Source organism: Streptococcus sp. SP1 (assembly GCF_030440005.1).
GTDB classification, from domain to species: domain Bacteria; phylum Bacillota; class Bacilli; order Lactobacillales; family Streptococcaceae; genus Streptococcus; species Streptococcus parasanguinis.
Genome location: NZ_JAQFJJ010000017.1, coordinates 20724 through 39046, shown reverse-complemented (window position 1 = coordinate 39046; position 18323 = coordinate 20724). Strand labels below are relative to the sequence as shown.

At 42.9% G+C, this 18323-nt stretch carries 17 protein-coding genes; all 17 read left to right on the top strand.

What is annotated here, in order from left to right; all coding sequences use genetic code 11:
• The first annotated feature begins 232 nt into the window (after positions 1 to 232).
• A complete protein-coding gene (gene cls / locus PCY07_RS08875; RefSeq protein ID WP_003014523.1) occupies positions 233 to 1768 on the top strand; it encodes a cardiolipin synthase in 1536 nt (511 codons plus the stop codon).
• A gap of 164 nt (positions 1769 to 1932) precedes the next feature.
• On the top strand, positions 1933 to 3771 hold the full coding sequence (locus PCY07_RS08870; protein ID WP_301356451.1) for an MFS transporter: 1839 nt from the start codon (positions 1933 to 1935) through the stop codon (positions 3769 to 3771).
• Between the two features lie 122 nt (positions 3772 to 3893).
• Positions 3894 to 6104 carry an anaerobic ribonucleoside-triphosphate reductase gene (gene nrdD, locus PCY07_RS08865; RefSeq protein WP_195311396.1) on the top strand — a complete coding sequence of 737 codons (2211 nt, stop codon included), beginning with the start codon at positions 3894 to 3896 and terminating at the stop codon, positions 6102 to 6104.
• A gap of 11 nt (positions 6105 to 6115) precedes the next feature.
• Entirely contained in the window at positions 6116 to 6256 is a 141-nt protein-coding gene (locus PCY07_RS08860; protein WP_195311385.1) for a hypothetical protein, read from the top strand.
• A gap of 37 nt (positions 6257 to 6293) precedes the next feature.
• Positions 6294 to 6794 carry a GNAT family N-acetyltransferase gene (locus tag PCY07_RS08855; RefSeq protein ID WP_195311386.1) on the top strand — a complete coding sequence of 167 codons (501 nt, stop codon included), beginning with the start codon at positions 6294 to 6296 and terminating at the stop codon, positions 6792 to 6794.
• Between the two features lie 4 nt (positions 6795 to 6798).
• Positions 6799 to 7404, top strand: coding sequence for an anaerobic ribonucleoside-triphosphate reductase activating protein (gene nrdG / locus PCY07_RS08850; protein WP_003014547.1), 606 nt, complete (start codon positions 6799 to 6801; stop codon positions 7402 to 7404).
• A 464-nt stretch (positions 7405 to 7868) separates the two neighbouring features.
• A complete protein-coding gene (locus PCY07_RS08845; RefSeq protein ID WP_301356454.1) occupies positions 7869 to 9338 on the top strand; it encodes an LCP family protein in 1470 nt (489 codons plus the stop codon).
• Complete coding sequence (gene cps4B, locus PCY07_RS08840) at positions 9335 to 10066, top strand: capsular polysaccharide biosynthesis protein Cps4B (protein ID WP_301356456.1); 732 nt, start codon at positions 9335 to 9337, stop codon at positions 10064 to 10066. The genes PCY07_RS08845 and cps4B overlap by 4 nt, the downstream gene beginning before the upstream one ends.
• 47 nt (positions 10067 to 10113) lie before the next feature.
• Complete coding sequence (locus tag PCY07_RS08835; protein WP_301356458.1) at positions 10114 to 10809, top strand: Wzz/FepE/Etk N-terminal domain-containing protein; 696 nt, start codon at positions 10114 to 10116, stop codon at positions 10807 to 10809.
• 12 nt (positions 10810 to 10821) lie between these two features.
• The gene (locus PCY07_RS08830) at positions 10822 to 11514 is read left to right on the top strand and encodes a tyrosine-protein kinase (protein WP_285308116.1); all 693 of its coding nucleotides are present in this window, start codon (positions 10822 to 10824) and stop codon (positions 11512 to 11514) included.
• A gap of 19 nt (positions 11515 to 11533) precedes the next feature.
• A complete protein-coding gene (locus PCY07_RS08825; protein ID WP_301356460.1) occupies positions 11534 to 12910 on the top strand; it encodes a sugar transferase in 1377 nt (458 codons plus the stop codon).
• A 3-nt stretch (positions 12911 to 12913) separates the two neighbouring features.
• Positions 12914 to 13699, top strand: coding sequence for a phosphorylcholine transferase LicD (locus PCY07_RS08820; protein ID WP_023919863.1), 786 nt, complete (start codon positions 12914 to 12916; stop codon positions 13697 to 13699).
• 20 nt (positions 13700 to 13719) lie between these two features.
• On the top strand, positions 13720 to 14442 hold the full coding sequence (locus PCY07_RS08815) for a WecB/TagA/CpsF family glycosyltransferase (RefSeq protein ID WP_301356493.1): 723 nt from the start codon (positions 13720 to 13722) through the stop codon (positions 14440 to 14442).
• Entirely contained in the window at positions 14417 to 15502 is a 1086-nt protein-coding gene (locus PCY07_RS08810) for a glycosyltransferase family 4 protein (protein ID WP_301356462.1), read from the top strand. The genes PCY07_RS08815 and PCY07_RS08810 overlap by 26 nt, the downstream gene beginning before the upstream one ends.
• Positions 15499 to 16593 (top strand): non-hydrolyzing UDP-N-acetylglucosamine 2-epimerase, encoded by a 1095-nt coding sequence (wecB, locus tag PCY07_RS08805; protein ID WP_301356463.1) that lies wholly within the window; start codon positions 15499 to 15501, stop codon positions 16591 to 16593. The genes PCY07_RS08810 and wecB overlap by 4 nt, the downstream gene beginning before the upstream one ends.
• The gene (locus PCY07_RS08800) at positions 16593 to 17558 is read left to right on the top strand and encodes a glycosyltransferase family 2 protein (RefSeq protein ID WP_301356465.1); all 966 of its coding nucleotides are present in this window, start codon (positions 16593 to 16595) and stop codon (positions 17556 to 17558) included. Before wecB ends, PCY07_RS08800 begins: the two co-directional genes overlap by 1 nt.
• Positions 17559 to 17615: 57 nt before the next feature.
• Entirely contained in the window at positions 17616 to 18323 is a 708-nt protein-coding gene (locus tag PCY07_RS08795) for a 2-C-methyl-D-erythritol 4-phosphate cytidylyltransferase (RefSeq protein WP_301356466.1), read from the top strand.

Genomic DNA, 18323 nt, shown 5'->3' with positions numbered 1-18323 from the left:
AGAATTCGATTTCGTCGTCCCACCTCCGCACAGTTGAGTAGGGCTGTAAAAGCTGATGAAATCAGCGTAGTAGAGCCCACTCAACCACTGCGTCTTGCTCGACAATCCAAAAATAATTGAGAGGCTAAAGACATATCTTTAGTCTTTTTGTTTATCTAAAAGGAGGTTTAGCTGGTCGTTGCATCGGGTAAAAAGAATTGGTATACTAGTAGAAAGAAAAAAGGAGGATGCTGTGACCTTTCGAAAATTACGTCTATTAATGTCCAAATATGGATTTAGTATTTTGTTTATGGGCTTTGAACTTTGGGCATCCTTTGCAGCCTTCTTTTGGCTCAATAGGTGGTTCCCTCATTGGCTATCTGTTGCAGTCATTGGGCTCTTATACGTGACGACGATCTTGGCTATTGTCAATCGCAATACCCCTCCTGAAAATAAGGTGACCTGGCTCTTGATTGCTGTCATTCCTGTCTTTGGATCGCTCTTATATCTCATGTTTGGAGAGCGACGTTTGTCCAAGAAGGAAATGATCCAGTTGGAAAATATGGAGTCCATGAAGTTTCGAGAGGACAATAGTCATCAGTTGCGTAAGGAGCTCAAGCAAGAAAGCAAGGCGGTTTATGGCTTGGTCAAGTCGATTTTATCCATGGACCACAATGCGGATCTCTACAATGGGACGGCATCGACCTTTTACCCTCTAGGGGAGGAGATGTATGCGCAACTACTAGAAGATCTGCGAGCAGCGAAAAAATTTATCTTCATCGAGTTTTACATCATTGACGAGGGCTTGATGTGGAACAGCATCCTAGAGATTTTAGAACAGAAAGTAAAAGAGGGGGTTGAAGTCAAACTCCTTTATGATGATATCGGCTGTATGGCGACCTTGGCAGGGAACTATACCAAACGGTTGCGAAAGATGGGAATTGATGCCCATAAATTTAACAAGGTGATCCCCCGCTTAACAGTGGCTTATAACAATCGTGACCACCGCAAGATTTTGGTTATTGATGGGCAGATTGGCTATACAGGTGGTGTCAATTTGGCAGACGAGTACATTAATCACATTGAGCGTTTTGGTCACTGGAAGGACAGTGCCATCCGTTTGGATGGACGAGCTGTTAAGGCCTTAACGCGACTCTTCCTCATGAACTGGTACATCAACCGTGGGGAAATCGAGGATTTTGACCGCTACCATATTGAAAACAAGGCGGTTGAGGGAGAAGGGCTTTACATTCCTTATGGGAGTGGACCAAAGCCGATTTACAAGTCGCAGGTCGGAAAGACGGTTTATCAAAATATGATCAATCAAGCAACGGATTATGTCTACATCACAACTCCTTACTTGATCATTGACTATGATTTGACAGAGGATATCCGCAATGCAGCCCTTCGAGGGGTAGATGTTCGGATCGTGACCCCGCATATTCCAGATAAAAAATTGATCCAAATCGTAACTCGTGGGGCTTACTTGGATCTGATGGATGCAGGAGTAAAGATTTATGAGTATACACCTGGTTTTGTCCATAGCAAGCAAGTCCTGGCAGATGACGAAATGGCGGTTGTAGGGTCGATTAACTTTGACTACCGCAGTTTGGTCCATCACTATGAAAATGCCATCTGGATGTATCGGACGCCTGCCTTGAAAAAGATTCGGGAGGACTTTGACCATATCTTTGAAGTGTCTCAAGAAATTACAGAGGATACCTTCCGCTTTACATGGCACCAAAGCTTAATCAAGGAAATTATGCAATTGTTCGCACCGATGTTGTAAATGTATAAAAACGAAAATCAGAGTCAGGAATCGAGATGCCTGACTCTTTTTACATATGACTATGTGATAAGAGGCTGACAGGGTCGGCAGAATTTGGTATACTAGAGAAGATAATGGGCTTTTTTCTAAAAGGAAAGAGCAAAGATCTAGAAAAAGGAAAAAGAATGAGCGAAAAAGAGCAAGAAATGACTTCGAAAAAATTAGGGATTCACGTGGGAGATAGTTTTCAGGATACACGTGAGATTCGCGAAGTGCTAGATAAATCAGTCTTTCGTGAAGAAGAGCCGACTCATAGCCAGCAGGCAGAAGTTTTGGAGGAGCCGGTTGCAATGGAGGTATCAGAGCCTATTCGTGATGCAAAGCCAGAAGCAGTAGCAGAACCTACACAAGAATCGGAACAGGAACCGGAGCAACCGCTTAGTCGGTTGAGTCGTCGTTCGCGTAAGGCGGGAGTTGAAGCGACAAAAGCGGAAGCATCTAAGGTAGAAGAGAATACGGAAGAGCTAGAGGCAGATGTGGCATTTGAGCCTATCCGTCGTCAATCCAAGCGTCCAGTGCCCCTAGCGATTCCTTTTGTGTTGAGTCTCTTGATTAGTTTATTGCATGTCGGGGTGCCGTTTTTAACCCGTTTTGCAACCAATCAACAATCTCAAAACTTGTATGCTGGCTGGGCTATGACCAAAGGCCAAGTACCGTTTGGTGATTTTTACGGAACCAATGGTCTGCTCTATTATGCGATTAACTGGTTGGGAAGCTTGGCTGGTGGCCATTGGCTCTTGATGATTCTCCAAGCGATTGCCCTCTTCTTTTCGGGTACCTATCTCTATCGGGTTGTGCGTTTACTGGTGTCTGATAAAGACACAGCGAATAATGTCCAGTTACTCTTTTATTTCTTGGTGCTAGGCCTTGGTTTTGGCGGGACTTATGTAACTTTCTTTAGTTTTCCAATCCTATTTGCTAGCATGAATTTTATTTTGGCTTATCTGATTGGGCATCGTAAGGACGAAGGTTTTATCCTTTACGGTGCGATTGCAGCTGTGGCTTTCCTGATTGATCCAATGACCAGTGCCTTGTTCTACTTCTTGGCCTTCCTTGGATTAACAGCCTTTAATATCAAGCAGAAAAGATGGGCGCGTGGCTTTTATCAATTGCTGGCTACTCTTCTTGGTTTTTCACTCGTTTTTTATCCAATTGGGTATGTGACCGTTTGGAATCAAACTTTTGGCTATGCCATTAACCAAGTAACCTATGTCTTTAATGCCTTGAATTTTAGCAATGGACAGACCTTCAGTAATGCCATTTATTACGGACTGTTGGCGCTTGCCTTTGGCTTGGTCTCTGCCTTTTTGATGTCCTTTACTAAGCAAAATAGCAGTGCTCGCCGGATCTTCCGCTTTATGGGATGGGCAGGTAGTCTGGTAGTCCTCATCGTGTCTATTGGTCTTCCTGAACAGGGCGCTTACCAATTGTTGCCAATGTTGCCATTTGTTCTTCCCTTGTTTGCAGTCTGGTTCTCACGTGATGGGGAAGCGAGCGAGGGTACTGAACGTCGTGGTCGGAAGAAGAAAAACAAGGAAGTTTGGGCCGCTTACTTTACGAGCCAAGTTTTCTTACCGCTAGTAGCCCTTGTCTATCTGTTGGCGAATCCAGTGGTTCAAGATGTCGTGCTTCAGTCTGGCCAATCCAGTGAACGGAGTGCTATTGCCAGCTACATTAAAAATCACACCAAGGCGAAAGATACCATTTATGCTTGGGATACGACAGCTACTCTCTATCAAGAAAGCGATCGTTTGGCCGCATCTGCTTTATTAACCCCGACGTCTTATCTGGGGATTAATGAAAATCGGACCAACGTGATTCAACAAATCGATCGGTCTGAACCCAAGTATATTGTAGTCAACAATCAGGTAGAGTTGACCTCTGATATGAAGAACTTGCTGAAAGAAAATTACCGTCTAGTTGAGAAGAAATACCGTCATTTCAAACTCTATCAACGGTCTTAATGAAATCAATATCTTGTGTTTTGGAAAGTTTTTTAGAATTTTCACCACAAGATATTGATTTTTATTTTTGGAGTGGTATAATACAACTTGTATGTAAATGAATGAAGAAAGGCATGTTTGGTATGATCACCTTGAGAGAAGAAAAACTGAGAATGGCCCCGGATATTTTTGTTGAAAAACGAGATGGCCGTCGTGTTCAATTCGATGTTGAAAAAATTTATAAAGCCTTGTTGAAGGCGACAGAAGAAGTGGCTTCTCTCACTCCCGTGCTGGAAGCCAAACTAGAAGCCATTGTCGATCGTGTGATCGCAGAGATCTTGGAGCGATTCCCAAATGGCGTGAAGATCTATGAGATCCAAAATGTCGTTGAACATGAATTGCTTCAAGCCAACGAATATGCGATTGCTGAGAGCTACATTACTTATCGGACGCAGCGGGATTTTGAGCGCTCAAAAGCGACGGACATCAACTTTACCATCGGCAAACTCCTCAACAAGGACCAAGCTGTTGTCAATGAAAATGCCAATAAGGATAGCGATGTCTTTAATACGCAACGGGATTTGACTGCGGGGATCGTCGGTAAGTCTATTGGCCTCAAAATGTTACCCAAACACGTAGCCAATGCTCACCAAAAAGGGGACATCCACTACCATGATTTGGACTATAGCCCTTATACACCGATGACCAACTGCTGTTTGATCGATTTTGAAGGCATGCTCAGAAATGGCTTTAAGATTGGGAATGCAGAAGTAGAAAGTCCTAAGTCCATCCAAACTGCAACGGCTCAAATCTCACAGATTATTGCCAATGTAGCTTCTAGTCAGTACGGGGGGTGCTCAGCTGACCGGATCGATGAAGTCTTGGCCCCTTATGCAGAAAAGAACTACCAAAAACACTTGGCAGATGCCAAAGAGTGGGTGCTTCCTGAAAAGCAAGAGGACTATGCTTGGAGCAAGACTCAAAAAGATATCTATGATGCCATGCAATCGCTGGAATATGAGATCAATACGCTCTTTACCTCGAACGGACAAACTCCCTTTACTTCGCTTGGCTTTGGTCTTGGAACCAATCGCTTCGAACGGGAAATCCAAAAGGCGATTTTGGAAATTAGAATCAAGGGACTTGGATCGGAACATCGGACAGCCATCTTTCCAAAGCTGATCTTTACCCTCAAGCGGGGGCTCAACCTAGAACCTGGAACTCCTAACTATGATATCAAGCAATTGGCCTTGGAATGTGCCACTAAGCGCATGTATCCAGATGTTTTGTCTTATGACAAGATTGTCGAGTTGACAGGCTCTTTCAAGGTTCCGATGGGATGTCGCTCTTTCCTTCAAGGTTGGAAGGATGAGAATGGTGTGGAAGTCAATTCTGGCCGAATGAATCTTGGAGTCGTGACAGTCAATCTACCCCGAATTGCTTTGGAGTCGGACGGCGACAAGGAAAAATTCTGGCAAATTTTTAATGAACGGATGAACATCGCTGAAGATGCCTTGGTTTACCGCGTGGAACGTACCAAAGAAGCGACACCAGCCAATGCACCAATTCTCTACCAATATGGGGCTTTTGGGAAACGCTTGGGTAAATATGACCAGGTAGATCAGCTCTTCCGTCATCGCAGAGCAACCGTTTCTCTTGGCTATATCGGACTCTATGAAGTCGCAACCGTCTTTTATGGTCCAAATTGGGAACACAATCCAGAAGCCAAACAATTCACGATCGATATCATCAAGGATATGAAAGCGCGCGTGGAAGAATGGTCTGACCAGTATGATTACCACTTCTCTATCTATTCGACACCGTCAGAAAGCTTGACGGACCGCTTCTGTCGTCTGGATACGGAGAAATTTGGTAAGGTTCCGGATATCACAGACAAGGAATACTACACCAATAGTTTCCACTACGATGTTCGTAAGAACCCAACGCCATTTGAGAAGTTGGATTTTGAAAAAGTTTATCCTGAAGCTGGAGCTTCTGGTGGCTTTATCCACTATTGTGAATACCCTGTGCTCCAACAAAATCCAAAAGCCCTTGAAGCGGTTTGGGATTATGCCTATGACCGGGTCGGTTATCTCGGAACCAATACGCCGATTGACCGTTGTTACAAGTGTGATTTTGAAGGAGATTTCACGCCGACTGAGCGTGGATTTGCTTGTCCAAACTGTGGCAATAGCGATCCGAAAACGGTTGATGTGGTCAAACGGACCTGTGGTTATCTCGGAAACCCTCAAGCTCGTCCGATGGTCAATGGCCGTCATAAGGAAATCGCGGCGCGGGTCAAACACATGAATGGATCCACGATCAAATCAGCTGGTCACCAAGTGACAGATTAGAAAAGGACATTATGGGAAAATACCAATTAGATGATAAGGGTAAGGCTCAGGTTCAACGATTCCACGAGAAGCATTCAAAGGGTGGAATCAATAAAAAAGACCTAGTAGCCAGCCTGAGAGAGCAATTTTTAAATAAAAATAAGAAAAAGTGAGAGTCCGCTCTCGCTTTTCTCTTATGGGGAGGTAAGGATGGAATTACGCAGACCGACATTGGCAGATAAAGAAACAATTTTAGAGATGATGGCAGAGTTTGAACAGACTCAATCAGCCCACGATGGCGGCTTTTGGGATGCTGAAAACTTTGATTATGAGGAGTGGCTAGAAACTAACCTTAATAAAGAAATGGGAATAGGATTGCCTGAAAATCGCGTCCCATCAATTCAGTTCGTATTGTTTGATGAATCAGGTCATGCTTTAGGTTTTTTGAATCTACGGCTGAGACTAAATGAGGGATTGCTGAATTATGCTGGCCATATTGGCTACTCCATCCGTCCCTCTGAAAGGGGCAAAGGCTATGCAAAAGAAGCTCTTCGTCAAGGTCTGCAAGTGGCTAAAGAAAAGAACATCCATCGTGCTCTGGTGACTTGTAGCACGGAAAATCCTGCCAGCCGAGCTGTTATCTTAGCTAATGGCGGTCAATTTGAAGATGTTCGAAATGGAACGGAGCGTTATTGGATAGAAGTGGAGTAGAAGGATGACATGGAATACACCAAAACCAGGCGAATGGAAGAGTGAGGAGCTGAGTCAAGGGCGCATCATCGACTACAAGGCTTTTAACTTTGTCGATGGTGAAGGGGTGCGCAACTCCCTTTATGTGGCGGGTTGTATGTTTCACTGTGAGGGCTGTTACAATGTAGCGACCTGGTCTTTCAATGCAGGCATTCCTTATACCAAAGAGTTAGAAGAGCAGATCATGGCAGATCTGGCCCAACCTTATGTTCAAGGTTTGACCCTACTCGGTGGAGAGCCATTCCTGAATACTGGAATTCTTTTGCCTCTCGTTAAACGCATTCGGAAAGAATTGCCGGAAAAAGATATCTGGTCATGGACAGGCTACACCTGGGAAGAAATGATGCTAGAGACACCAGACAAACTAGAGCTTCTCTCACTGATTGATATTCTGGTCGATGGCCGCTATGATAAGAGTAAACGCAACCTCATGTTGCAGTTCCGAGGGTCTTCTAACCAGCGGATTATTGATGTTCAAAAATCATTAAAAGAAGGAAAGGTTGTCATCTGGGACAAGCTCAATGATGGCAAAGAAAGTTTTGAGCAGGTCAAACGGGATGATTTGCTATAGAGCATTTGTAAAGAAGTAGGGCAGAACGAATTTTATTTAAAAATCGTTCTGCTTTCGTATTTCTAGTCTTAGTTTAAAAAGACTTCCAAATTTTTTCAATAGTCTCAGATTCGTAAGGGGCAAACGCCCCTGGAGAGTGTTGGAGGTAGAAGATGCGAGATGAGCTCCAGGATAGAAATACGAAAAAATGAAAGAAATTTATTTCGTAAGTCCACTCCCTCAAGTTGGGACTTTGTACAATTTATCAGCGCGCTATTATATAGTGATGGCGATCATTCATTGGAGGTTGGGCATTTTGGTCCAGCCTTTTTTAGTTTCTATGCATAAATATGCAAGGCATCCGATCGTTTACAGAGGCTTGTTGCATTTTAATTGTACTTATTGGACAAAAAAGTGATAAATAATGCGTCATTTAGTAGAAATATGTTATAATAAATATGAGAAAGTACTAATTGGAGGTTTTCATGTCGCAAAGGAGACGAAGCCGTCGCTCGATTCAAAAATGGGGGCAAATGCGAATCATTAATTCCGTCTTGCTTATTTTTTTGTTTTTCACAGCTATTTGGGCGATCTATACCATGTTAGCCAATAATATCTTGGCTTTTCGCTATGTCAATGTTCTCGTGATTGCACTACTAGCTGTCTTCTTGCTCTTATCTACTTGGTTTGTTGTTAGAAACCAGGCCAAAAAGACGACTCTAGTTCTGCTTCTGGGCGGTTTGCTGATTAGCTCAGGAGTTCTGTTCGCCAGTCAACAACTCTTGAATCTGACTAGCAATGTCAATGGGCACTCCAACTATACAGAGTTTGAGATGGCAGTTTATGTCAAGAAAGACAGTGACATTAAAGATATCAAAGAAATCAAGGAAGTGGTGACGCCAAAGGGCAACAATAATGAAGCCAACCTTACGGCTCTTTTGGACAATATCAAAAAGACCAAGGGACAGGAAATCTCCGTAGTAGACGCACCGACTTATCTGGATGCCTATAAGAGCTTGCAAGACGGTAGTACCACTGCTATAGTGTTGAATAGTACCTTTGAGGATACGATTGCTACAGAAGATGCCGATTATGCGAAGAAATTAAAGAAAATCTACTCCTACAAAATCCGGAAAGAAGTGGCAGCGACGAGCAAGGTGTCTGCCAATGCGGATGTCTTTAACATTTATGTTAGCGGGATCGATACCTATGGTCCGGTAACATCGGTTTCTCGATCAGATGTCAATATCATCATGACGGTCAATCGTAAGACCAAGCAAGTCCTATTGACAACGACACCACGGGATGCCTATGTACCGATTGCGGATGGAGGTAACAACCAAAATGATAAGTTGACCCATGCGGGGATCTACGGAGTGGATGCTTCTATTCATACCCTTGAGAATCTCTATGATATCAAGCTTAACTACTACGTTCGTCTCAATTTCACTTCCTTCCTCAAGTTAATTGACCTTCTAGGGGGGATCGATGTGGAAAATGACCAAGAATTCACGAGCCTTCATGGCAAGTTCCATTTCCCAGTTGGAAAGGTCCATTTGAATTCAGAGCAAGCACTCGGTTTTGTTCGAGAACGCTACTCTCTTCAAGGTGGCGACAATGACCGTGGGAAAAACCAAGAAAAAGTTATTGCGGCCATTATCAAAAAGTTGACCTCTACAAAGGTCTTGAGTAACTACAATGAGATTATCGGAAACCTCCAAGATTCCGTTCAAACCAACATGCAGTTACCAACTATGATGAACCTGATCAATACCCAATTGGAAACGGGTGGCTCTTATGAAGTGACTTCCCAAGCAATCACCGGACAAGGGCGTACCGATTTGCCATCTTATGCTATGCCTGGATCCAACCTCTATGTCATGGAGTTGGATCAAGGAAGCTTGACAAAGGCTAAGGAAACCATTCAAAAGGTAATGGAAGGAAATGAAAAATGATTGATATCCATTCGCACATCGTCTTTGATGTGGATGATGGACCAAAGACTAGAGAAGATACTCGTGCCCTGTTGGAAGAAAGCTATCGCCAAGGGGTACGGACTATTATCTCTACTTCTCATCGTCGCAAGGGAATGTTTGAAACCCCTGAAGAAAAAATTGCAGAAAATTTTCAAGAAGTGAAGAAAATTGCGACGCAAGTCGCACCAGATTTGAAGATCTATTACGGGGCAGAAATCTACTTTACCAATGATGTCTTGAAAAAATTGGAAGAGAAGACTATTCCCAGTCTGGCAGAGACGCGTTTTTCTCTGATCGAATTCAGCATGGGAACGCCTTATAAGGAGATTCATACTGCTTTGGATCGCTTGCTTCATCTAGGCATCACACCAGTAGTGGCCCACATCGAGCGCTACAAGTGCTTGGAGAAAAATGAGGAGCGCGTGCAAGAGATGATTGATATGGGGTGTTACATGCAGATCAATAGCTCGAGTGTTCTCAAGCCTCGCTTCTTTGGGGATGAGCAAAAACAACTCAAAAAACGAGCTCGGTATTTCTTAGAAAAAGACTTGGTACACTTTGTGGCCAGTGACATGCACAATGTGGATAAACGACCGCCCTATATGGCAGAAGCTTATCACTTGATCAAGGAAGAATACGGAGAACAACGCGCACAAGCTCTCTTTGTCGGCAATCAAGAACTCTTGTTAGCAGATGAATTAATCTAACCATAAAACACGTGGAGAAAAATCCACATGAAGGAGTAAATTAGAACATGAATAATCAAGAAAATCAAGGAGTGGAAATCGATGTTTTCGCTACGCTGAAGGTTCTGTGGAAACGCAAATTTTCAATCATTTTGGTCGCGCTTGTCTTTGCCATTGCAGCATTTGGCTATAGTGCCTTTTTAGCCAAGAAAGAATACCAAAGTACTAGCCGTATCTATGTGGTCAGCCGTCAAAATCAGGACAACAATGCCTTGACAAACTCTGATTTGCAGGCTGGTTCTTACTTGGTTAAGGACTACCGTGAAATCATTCTTTCTCAAAATGTCTTGAGCCAAGCCATCGAAGAATTGAAACTCGATATGACACCTGCTGAGTTGTCGAAAAAGATCAGTGTATCCGTTCCGACAGATACTCGTATCCTTTCGATCACGGCTAAGGACGGAGATCCAAAAGAAGCGGCTCGTATTGCCAATGGTCTTCGGAATGTAGCAGCTGAAAAGATCATCTCTGTGACTAAGGTGTCCGATGTAACGACTTTGGATGAGGCGGAAGTGCCTCAATCACCGTCTTCACCAAATATCCGACGTAATGTCCTTCTCGGATTTGTTGCTGGAGCTGGCCTGATAGTGGTCCTCTTGGTAGTGGTAGAAGTCTTAGATGATCGTGTCAAGAGACCAGAAGATGTAGAGGAACTCATGGGCTTGCCCCTACTTGGTGTTGTGCCAGATATTAAGAAATTGTAGACCGAGGATAGCATGAATACATTAGAAATTTCAAAAAATAAATTGCAAGAAATTCGGAAGGCAGAAGAGTACTTCAATGCTCTTGCGACCAATATTCAATTAAGCGGGGTGGACCTAAAAATTATTGCCGTCTCTTCTGTTCAGGAAAATGAAGGAAAATCAACGACATCGACCAATTTAGCAGTAGCTTTTGCACGTGCGGGTTACAAAACTCTCTTGGTCGACTGTGATATCCGGAACTCTGTGATGACAGGGGTTTTCCGTAGTCGTGAGAAGATCCAAGGCCTGACCGATTTCTTATCTGGTCGTAGCCAATTGGACCAAGTCCTATATACGACAGAATTCCCAAATTTAGATATTATTGAGTCGGGTCAGATAGCGCCTAACCCAACAGGTCTTTTGCAAAGTAAGAATTTTTCGACGATGATGGAAGCTTTGCGCAGACACTATGACTACATTATTGTGGATACCCCTCCAATTGGAGTTGTAATTGATGCAGCAATTATCGCCCAACGTTGTGATGGAACTGTCTTGATCACGGAATCTGGTGTCAATGGACGCAAGGCTGTCCAAAAAGCTAAAGAACAATTAGAACAAACGGGAACTCCTTTCTTAGGAGTCATTCTCAATAAATTTAACATCAAAGCTGCTGAGTATGGTTCATACGGTGGATATGGATCTTACGGAGAGTACGGGAAAAAGTAAAGAATAGGATCGAGGGAAAATGGGAGAAGAAAGAATCGAACTGGAAAAATTAAATATTGTTCTCTTTCAAAGTTTAGCTGTCCTATTTTCGGCTTACATTGTGAGTCTTTTTAAGGATGCAGAATACACGTCGCAGACAATTGCCATTCTCTATCTCTTGCATTTTGTTGTATTTTACATCAGCAATTTGGCCAACCGTTTTTATGCAAGAGGTTATTTGGATGAGTTGCTACAAGTACTGAAATACAATGTATTTTTCGCTGTTGGGATCACCTTTACCTCTTTTATGCTCGATGGGGTCTTTTCCATCTCTCGTCGGGGGATGATTTACTTCTTTCTTTTCAATACGTTTTCCGTCTACATTATGGATCTCTTGCTCAAGAGATACCGGAAGTCTGTTTCACCACGACGGAAAAGTTCGCGAAAGATTTTCTTGATCACAGCGACCAGTCGGATGGAAAAGGTATTTGATATTCTGCATTCGCCTAGCCTCTATCATGGGGAACTGATCGGTGTCACTGTCATGGATGATACGGATTTTACCCATTCGGGTGTACGGGTGGTGCAGCCGGATCAAATGATGAACTTTGTGACCAAGGAAGTGGTGGATGAAGTGTTTATCAATCTGCCCAGTGAGGACTACAATATTAGTGACTTCGTCTCGGAGTTTGAGAGTATGGGGATCGATGTATCGGTTAATCTCAATGCCTTTAACTTCGCTTCCTTGGGCAATAAACGGGTTCGAGAAGTCGGGGGATTAAGTGTCGTCACTTTCTCAACCAATTTCTACAAGCCGAGTCACGTCTTTGCCAAACGTCTCTTGGACATTGTAGGAGCCCTCTTTGGACTCTTGATTTGTGGACTGGTAAGTATTGTCTTAGTCCCTCTGATCCGTAAAGATGGTGGCCCTGCCTTCTTTGTACAAAAACGGGTCGGAAAGAACGGACGGTATTTTAACTTCTATAAATTCCGCTCCATGCGTGTGGATGCCGAAGAGATTAAAAAAGATCTGATGGCGCAAAACACCATGACGGGTGGCATGTTCAAGATGGAAAACGATCCACGGGTAACACCAATCGGACGCTTTATCCGTAAGACCAGTCTGGATGAATTGCCACAATTTTACAATGTTCTGATCGGTGACATGAGTCTAGTCGGAACTCGTCCTCCAACGGTAGACGAATACCAAGACTATACGCCAGCCCAAAAACGCCGACTCAGTTTCAAGCCAGGGATTACAGGCCTTTGGCAAGTGAGCGGACGCAGTGAGATTACAGATTTTGACGAGGTGGTTAAACTCGACGTTGCATACATGGATGGTTGGACGATCTGGAGAGATATTCAGATCCTGCTCAAGACCGTGAAGGTTGTACTTAGAAAAGAAGGAGCGAAGTAGGCTGTGAGTAAAGTTAGACAGATTCAATTAGGAGAACTATCCTTATTAGAAAAGTATATTGAGATTTGCACAAAACACAATCTTCGATACTATGCTTTAGGGGGCACTTTATTGGGAGCTATTCGTCACAAGGGCTTTATTCCTTGGGATGATGATATGGATTTGGGCATGCCTAGAAAAGACTATGAAAAGTTTCTGGAAATTTGCCAAAATGAATTACCAAGCAATGTCATCTTGAGAATCCATGATGATAATTTAGGCAATACATCCATCATGGATACCTCGCTTCAAATTGAATTTGGTGGGGTTGTGTGTAGTCCTTTTATCGATGTGTTTCCTTTAGATGGTTACCCATCAGATGGTTTCCACTATTTCTTACATACCAATAAAATTAAGTATTACCGTGCCCTTTCCAAAATATCTGTCATCAATCGATTGCACAATCGTGACCGAGGTTTCTTTGAAAATTCAATTGTGAAGGTTTCTAAGATCCTTCACCTAGACAAATTACTAAATACTGAAAAAATCAATCAAAAGTTACAAAATACGATTAAAAAATACGACTTTGAGACAAGTGATCTCGTGGGAAATGTCTTAGGATCCTATCGCGAGAGAGAATTGGCCTACAAAGAGGTATTTGGGGAGCCACAACTCCTTGATTTTGAAACCATTAAAATCAGTGGACATGCTGATCCGGATGCTTATCTGACAAAGATTTATGGCGATTATATGAAGTTGCCAGAAGAATCAGAGCAAAAAGGTCACTTTGAATCCACTTGGGGAGAATAAGCTTGAAAAGTTTTACAATGATGGGGGTCAGAATTGACCCTTTAACAATGGCTGAAACTGTTGCTGCTACAGAACAGTTTGTACGAGACAAAAAACCGCTCCATTTGATGGGGGTCAACGCAGACAAGCTCAATCAATGTGCGACAGATGAGGCCATCAAGAAGATTGTCAATGAATCTGAAATCATCAATGCAGACGGTGCTTCTGTTGTGCTCGCTGCGCGCTATTTGGGCTATTCTGTGCCAGAGCGCGTGGCAGGCATTGATTTGATGCAGGAATTGCTCCATTTGGCCAATGAAAAAGGCTACTCTGTCTACTTCTTCGGAGCAAAAGAAGAAGTCTTGACAGATATGCTGGCCATCTTTAAAAAGGACTATCCGAATCTCCTAGTAGTAGGTCATCGCAATGGCTATTTCTCCTCTGAAGAGGAGGAGACTATCCAAGAAGATATTCGTGAGAAGAATCCAGATTTTGTCTTTGTCGGCATTACCTCTCCTAAAAAAGAGTACTTGATCCAGAAGTTTATGGACAATGGAGTCAATTCTGTCTTTATGGGAGTGGGAGGAAGCTTTGATGTCCTCTCAGGTCATATCAAGCGGGCACCTATGTGGATGCAAAAAGCCAATCTGGAATGGTTGTTCCGTGTGGCCAATGAACCCAAACGGCTCTTTAAGCGTTATTTTGTAGGAAATGCCACTTTTATTAAGAGAGTAATACATGAAAAACGGAAAGCAAAAAAATAGTATTCTTCACATTTCGCGGACCATGGATATCGGTGGGGCAGAACGCATTGTCTATCAGTTGGCGACAGATCTCAAGGATGAATTTGATCAGGTTCATGTCGCGTCTACTGGTGGACTTTGGGAGGAAAAACTGGCAGAGAATGGGATTCAACACCATCGAATTTTAGATGTCGATAGCAAACAGCCAGCTACTGTACTCAAGATTCTTGCTAGTCTCTCCAAGATCATCAAAGAAAATGAGATTACTCTTGTCCACACCCATCACCGGATGGCTGCTTTCTATGTTCGTTTGTTGCAGATGCGTCATCCGAACTTGATTCATGTCTATACAGCCCATAATGTTTTCAAGGATAAATTGCCACTTTATAAATTTGCCCTAGGAAAAGCTCGAACCGTTGCTGTCAGTCAAGCTGTCCAGGAAAATATCCTTAATGATGTAGGGTCAAAAAACTCTGTTGTGATTTATAATGGAGTGAAAATGCAACAAAGTGAGCATACTGTAAATGAAATTACTAAGTGTGACGGTATCAAAATAGGTTGTATAGCTCGCTTATCGGAGCAAAAAGGGTTAACCTATCTGATTGAAGGGATGTCACTAGTGAAAAATCCAAGTGTGTCCTTGTTTCTTGTCGGTGACGGAGAATTGAAAAATGATTTGATAAATCAAACAAAAGAGTTTGCTCTTGAAGAAAAAATTCATTTTTTAGGTTACCGTAGTGACGTGGTAGAGTGTATCAATAGCTTTGACTTTTGTGTTCTTCCATCGATCTTTGAAGGATTTGGATTGGTTGCAATCGAGGCCTTTATGAACGGCAAGACGATGATTGCAACAGATATTCCGGGTGTGAATGAAGTAGTGAACTCTGAGAATGGGATCCTCGTCCCAGCTGAGGACCCGCAAGCCTTGGCTCAAGCAATTAAAGAGTTGGCAGGGAATCCTGAGAAAAGAGCCTCTTTAGCTGCTCAAGCAAAGAGGGATTATGATACTAAGTTTAGCTATTCTATCTTTTTAGACAACTATCGTAACTTTTACCAATCGATGAGGAAGGGTTCAAAATGAAAAAAGTAATGTTGGTGTTTGGGACGCGTCCAGAAGCCATTAAAATGTGTCCTTTGGTGAATGAACTCAAGCAACACGATACGATTGAAACTGTAGTCTGTGTAACAGGGCAGCACAAGGAAATGTTAGAACAGGTCTTGGATGTCTTCCAAGTCACTCCAGATTATGATCTTGGTATCATGAAGGCCAACCAAACCTTGTTCACCATCACGACCTCTATTTTAGAGAAAATCCAACCGGTATTAGAAGAGGAAAAACCTGATATTGTCCTCGTGCATGGGGATACCACAACCACCTTTGCGACAGCTTTGGCGGCCTTTTATATGGGCATCAAAGTGGGGCATGTGGAAGCAGGCTTACGGACATACAACCTTCAAAGCCCCTATCCCGAGGAGTTTAATCGTCAGGTTACTTCCATTGTGGCAGACTATAACTTTGCACCGACCCAGGTTTCAAAAGACAACCTCTTAAAAGAGGGGCGCACCAATATCTTCGTTACAGGAAATACTGTTATTGATGCCTTAAAAACTACAGTCCAAGAAGACTACGACCACCCTATATTGGAGTGGGCAAAAGGGAGCAAGCTCATCATGTTGACGGCCCACCGTCGCGAAAATCTTGGAGAACCCATGGAGCACATGTTCCGTGCGGTCAACCGGATTTTAGAAGAGTTTGAAGATGTCAAGGTGGTCTATCCTATTCACAAAAATCCAAAGGTCAGAGAATTGGCTAGCAAGATTTTTGGAGAGAATGAGCGAATGAAAATCATTGAGCCCTTGGAAGTGATTGATTTTCATAATTTCATGAACCAAAGCTATATGATCTTGACAGACTCAGGTGGCGTCCAAGAAGAAGCGCCTTCTTTAGGAAAACCTGTCCTTGTCATGCGTGATACGACAGAGCGTCCAGAAGGTGTGGCTGCAGGAACTTTGAAATTGGTCGGAACAGAAGAAGAAAACATCTATCGCAACTTCAAGCTCCTTCTGGAAGACCAAGATGAATACGAGAAGATGAGCCAGGCAAGTAATCCTTATGGAGATGGAACGGCTTGTCAACAGATTGTAGAAATTATTATGAAGGGATTAGCATAATGGAAAAGGTTTCGATTGTCATACCGGTTTATAATGTCGAGGAGTATTTACAGTATAGTGTCGGTAGTCTTAGACAACAGACCTATTCAAATATTGAAATCATCCTAGTCGATGATGGATCGACTGATCGATCAGGAGAAATTTGCGACCAGTATGCTCAGGAAGATGACCGTATTCGAGTGTTCCACGTTGAAAATGGGGGACAATCTCGAGCAAGAAATATCGGGGTCCAACAGGCCTCTTCTGATTGGATCATGTTTCTAGATGCGGATGACTACTATAATACAAAAGCTGTTGAATATTTAGTGGCTTTAAAGGATCAGTATGCTGTCGATTTGGTTGTGACCTCTATCGTAGAAGTGCGAGATCACCAGACTGATTTGATCGCCGGTGACCTTCCTCTGGAAGATAGTAAAAAACTAGATCGTCATGCAGCCCTTCTTCATATGTTTTATGGGAATAGTGTAGGGACTCATCCTGGAGGGAAACTCTACAAGAAAGAGATCTTACTCCAGTACCCCTATCCAGAAGGAATGATTTATGAAGATTTGGCCATTGCCTATGAGCATATTGCTGCTTGCAAGGAAATCGCCGTAGGAAGTCAGCATCTTTATAAGTACTATCGAAGAGCGGGTAGTACAGTCAATTCGAAGTATAGTGATCGCCTTTTGAATTTTTACAAGGCCATGGAATGGAACAGAGCCTATGTCGAGAGAGACTATCCTGATGATCCGGAAATGAAAAAAGCGGTCAATACCCGCTATGTCTTTAATGGCTTGCATGTGGTCCATGCTATGCTGGGTTCTCATATGTATGATCAGGTTAACAAAATTCGCAAAGAGTATCGTCGCTATTGGAAAGATATTCTAATCAATTCACATATTACAAGAAAAAATAAACTCAAATACCTTCTTTTGCTCCTTTCTCCTCATTTGTATCAAAAGGTGAGAGCAAAACTAGGCTAGATTGCTAAATAGCCATGTTCTAGAGAAGGAAAAAGAGACAATATCAGGAGGTTTAGGATGATTTATGCAGGGATTTTAGCAGGTGGGACAGGCTCACGGATGGGGATTACGGATATGCCCAAACAATTTTTGGATTTGGGTGGACGTCCTATTTTAATCCACACGGTTGAGAAGTTCTTATTGGTCCATGAGATTCAAAAGATTGTATTGGGGATTCATCCGGACTGGGTGACCTATACCGAAGATCTGGTAGACAAGTACTTGGCTTCTTATAAGGACCGGATCTTGGTTGTAGAGGGAGGAAGTGACCGCAACTCTACTATCGAAAACATCATCCTGGCTATTGATGGGCTACAACCTTTGACAGATGAGGACATTATCGTCACCCATGATTCGGTTCGTCCCTTTGTCAGCCTAAAAACCATCCAAGAAAACATTGAATTGGCCAAGAGCCATGATGTTGTGGATACAGTGGTCGAAGCGACCGATACCATTGTTCAAAGCTTGGACAATACCTTTATCACGGAGATCCCAGAGCGCCAATATCTCTATCAGGGTCAAACCCCTCAAACCTTCAAAATGAAAGACTTTCTTACCTTGTATCATGATTTAAGTGACCAACAAAAAGAAGTCTTGACAGATGCCTGCAAGATCTTTGTCATTAATGGCAAAAAAGTTGCCCTTGCAAAAGGGGAATATTCCAATATTAAAATTACGACGATTACAGATTTGAAAATTGCACGCGGTATGATTGAGGACAATTAA